Below are 3729 nucleotides of genomic sequence, written 5' to 3' on the forward strand. Positions count from 1 at the left end.
TGCTACCAGACCGACTGCACCCAGGGTTACATATGGGATCGGGCTCACGAACCTGATGTTGCGGAAGCGATGGACAATCTTTTTGAGTTGGTGATGCCTGTCATAGATTGCACATATCGTGAGGTTGATCCAGACGATCCTGACAGCTCGATGGAAGTCTTGGTGCCCGATGCTGATTTGCCGTCATGGTTTCGCACGCGTTCAGAATGGGGCGATTTCGTTGTCGCAGAGCCAATCTGCAACTGGCTTCGTGACGCGATTCCACAATGGCTGACATTCAAACCCTTCGAGTACAAAATCGCATAACCATGACATCCACCGAAGGACGCGAGCCAAGCGGTTTAGCAGTGGTTGAGTCTTTCGCGCGTCCTCGGTGATGTCTGTCGTTACGACACTGAAGATTTCGCCACATGACGGATGACCAACGCGTTGCTCGCCTCGTCGCTGAATTGGCGGGCACCGGCGCACAGGTCAACGGCGCGTTTCAGGTTTGGGCACTCGACGCGCAGCTGACCGACGCCCACTTGCATGGAATCTCAAGCTGGGCCGACCTTGAATTCTTGATGGCCGCGGGGTGCCCGATCACCGATGCCGGACTGGCTTCGATTTGCTGCTTTCGTCGGCTAGCTTCACTCGACATAGGCGGCACGGCAATCACTGCGAATGCGATCTCAACCGCCGAACTGCCGGAAACGCTTACAACCTTCGGTTTGTACGACATCCCGTTGACAGATGATGCTGCTAATCGAATTGCGCAGTTGCCCGAAATACGGATGCTTAATTGCAACGAATGCGGATTGTCACTGCCCGCATTTCACCGCTTGGTCGAGCTTCCAAAGCTGCGCGGATTCGAGGCGTTGGGCTGTCCTGTCCCAGATGATGATGCTCGAGCAATTTCTCGACGCATCCCACACGGTCTGCTACGATTGGACTCAGGCGTGTGGCGCAATGGAGACGTCAAACGTCCGCCCAGAAACAGGTCGTAACAATCGCGTGCACCGGAGTACGCGGGCCGAGCGGTTTTGAAGTTGAAAATCTTCTGCGCGTACCCGGTGACGCGTGACGTTATCCGACTGAAACCCAAGTGTCTTGACTTTCATGAAATGCCCACAATGCGAGACTCCATTACGCCTTGTGGCCGCGATGGAGGCCAACACTCAGGCGCCACGGGTGACGGCGTTGCGTCGCTTCCGGATCATCGACCTGCTTGCTGTGACCGCTTTGGTGGCGTTACACCTCGCTTCATTCCCCGCCGAGGCATCCAAAGGTGGATCGGATATGGCTGGCTTGCTCTATCTCTCCCCGACGGCGGTCACATGCCTGGCGCACCTTCGCTTGTGCTTGAAGATCCCGACGGCGATGTTTGTGCACTACGTCCTGACTGTCGCATGGACATTCCTGCACGCTGTCGGCCTCAACTATGCTACAAATGCATACAACCCAATGATGCGGTCTGGTCGCACCGTTGAGATGGCCGTGTACTCAAACGCATGGAACGATACTTTGGGGATGGCCGGATGGGCCATTGCGCTTGCTGCAACCTATGGCGTAGTTTGCTACGCTGCTGTATCGGCGACGGTCAATTGCGACCCGACACCTGCACGTTCGGGGACTCATCACGGCGGATAACCAATAAGCTGCTATGTGGGTTTTATAGTTTGGCAGTATAGCCGTTTCGGCGCGTACGTTCAGCGGTCACACTTTTAGTGCGTTTTCGAAGATCGAGTCTCCGCCCTGACGGGAACCTGCGGCGTGGCACTTTTCTGATGCTTGAGTGAGTCGTATCGCCATCCTGGCCGAAAAGAGGCTCGAAGCCCCAAGCTGCTTTATTCGGCGTTGGACTCGCATCAGAGCGCCATGCTTATAGACGACCTTGGCAGCCCGGAGTGATCCGAACCGCGCGACGGCCATGGATTTGACGACGTTAATGCGTGCCTACCACAGAACCCACAGTCGGGACTTCGAGTTATGGTGATTCTAAGTCGGCCACACCGAGGCGTGCCAGCACTGCGACCAGTAGGTCGCCCAATTCTTTCGGTTCAGTGCGACGACTGCGACGACTCTTGGCATGAAAGCCTTTTAGGGGACTTGCCTCTTGGAGGTAGTGCGCAGCGGGAATCTGCTCAATCGCAACACGGAGATCGTTGACGATTTGGGAAGGCGAAGTCCCATGCTGTCGATGGAAGTTCATTAGCTTTTCCAGCACATAACCTCGATCCAATCGACTCGGATGCGAGTACAGTTTGCCACCGGAAACCATTTGGAAGACAGGCCGCGTCAAGCGATTGGCAATTCGGCAACGGACATCGGGCCCAGCGACGCCCTGCTCTCTCCAGTGGCTTGCCTTGGCTCGCCAGTAGGCGTTGCATTTGACCATGTTCGAGGCAACCATCAACCACGCTGCACGCATCTTGCCGTTGCGAAACTTCGACAAGTTGCCACCTCGATCCACACCATCACTTTGGTATCGACTTGGAAACAGTCCACTGCGACCGGTGATTGACTTGCTCGATGCGTAGTGTTCGATCGGTCCAGTTTCACCTGCGAGTTCTGCGGCACTAACGACGTTGATTCCGGGATGAGAGAGCAGCAGGATGTACGGCGTCTTGACAAGTAGCGATGCTTCTTTGACCTCACATGCGACAATTTGCTTGGTTTTCAACTCCCAGTCGTCAAGCAACTCTAGCCACACGTGTGCAATCGAGCTGGCCATCTCTTCTCCGGTGGTCGCCTGCTTGGCCCAGCAGTAGATTCGTTCGAGAGTACGTTGCTGAAAACGAAGTTTGTGATTACGAAGCCAACGACCGAGTTGGAGTATCCCTGAATCGAGGATAGCTTGAGCCGTCCCGCCATGATCGGCGATGAACTGCAACGTCCCAACAGCGATGGGTAGCGTCCACATGTCAGTCGTAGCGAAAGTGGATGTAAATCCTGGCAGGCAACGATCCACGTGGTACCGAATTTGGGACTGTAGCTTTGACCGTTTCCTCACCAAGTCACGGCGATGGCGAACCAAGATTTGTAGCCGTAGGTAGGTCTCGTTCCACGGCTTTTCTAACAGGCCAAATCCGTTCACCGCGGCGCGAAAGATCGCCGCTAGATCGTTGTCGTCGGTCTTCACATCGCCATGCTCGGGTAGCCGATAGTGGCTCGATGCGAACGGATGAATGATGCGTGTGTCGTATCCTAACTTCTTCCATTGCCGATAAATGGGCTTGTGGTAAGAACCGGTCATCTCAACACACGCGATCACATCTTTGATTTGATGACGTTCGATGGCTTCGGTTGCCAACTGAGCCATCACTTGGAATGCGTTGCACCGATGTTCGACCTCGGTCGGCTCTATAAGAACCTTTCCGTAGAAGTTGGCCATCATCCATTTCGAGCGATCCTTGGCGCAGTCCACCGCGATCACCCCAAAGCCCTCCGGACCAACCTGCTGGACACGCGGTTGAATGATACCGGTTAGCTTGCCGAGAACGGCTACGCGAAAACTTTTGTTTGTCGCTTTTGATTTCGTTTTTCCGGATTTTCTTTTCGAAGTCATCATCAACACCTTGAGTAGAAGAAACGCTTACTAAAACATTTCCCACGGATGCAGACGAAGCAATGCTATCAATTTTTTGTTTCAATGGACGGCTTACCAGGATTTGACTTCGCGCGGATGCGGCGGTTGAGTCTCTTTCTCTTTCATGTTGCTTCGTTCGTCGCGGTTCAAAACGCGTCGCC

The 3729-nt window shown here is 54.4% G+C and carries 4 protein-coding genes; 3 read left to right on the forward strand and 1 reads right to left on the reverse strand.

Annotated features, from left to right (window positions below):
- The 3 genes from B2R17_RS08305 to B2R17_RS08315 all read left to right on the forward strand — a co-directional run.
- Positions 1-306: hypothetical protein (locus B2R17_RS08305; protein WP_286763615.1), on the forward strand; the 306-nt coding region annotated here is incomplete at its 5' end.
- 104 nt (positions 307-410) lie between these two features.
- Positions 411-986 (forward strand): hypothetical protein, encoded by a 576-nt coding sequence (locus B2R17_RS08310; RefSeq protein WP_146440427.1) that lies wholly within the window; start codon positions 411-413, stop codon positions 984-986.
- Positions 987-1098: 112 nt separating this feature from the next.
- A complete protein-coding gene (locus tag B2R17_RS08315) occupies positions 1099-1629 on the forward strand; it encodes a hypothetical protein (protein WP_286763616.1) in 531 nt (176 codons plus the stop codon).
- Between the two features lie 337 nt (positions 1630-1966).
- On the opposite strand, the gene B2R17_RS08320 is transcribed toward B2R17_RS08315, so the two are convergent.
- Positions 1967-3550 (reverse strand): IS110 family transposase, encoded by a 1584-nt coding sequence (locus tag B2R17_RS08320; RefSeq protein WP_339889119.1) that lies wholly within the window; start codon positions 3548-3550, stop codon positions 1967-1969.
- Positions 3551-3729: the final 179 nt, after the last annotated feature.

The sequence above is a fragment of the Rhodopirellula sp. UBA1907 genome (genome assembly GCF_002337565.1).
GTDB classification, from domain to species: Bacteria; Planctomycetota; Planctomycetia; order Pirellulales; family Pirellulaceae; genus Rhodopirellula; species Rhodopirellula europaea.

What these genes read in the sequence shown, in the direction of transcription:
- B2R17_RS08310 (WP_146440427.1), top strand. Translation starts at nt 411, where the DNA reads ATGACGGATGACCAACGCGTTGCTCGCCTCGTCGCTGAATTGGCGGGC.
- B2R17_RS08315 (WP_286763616.1), top strand. Translation starts at nt 1,099, where the DNA reads ATGAAATGCCCACAATGCGAGACTCCATTACGCCTTGTGGCCGCGATG.
- B2R17_RS08320 (WP_339889119.1), bottom strand. Translation starts at nt 3,550, where the DNA reads ATGATGACTTCGAAAAGAAAATCCGGAAAAACGAAATCAAAAGCGACA.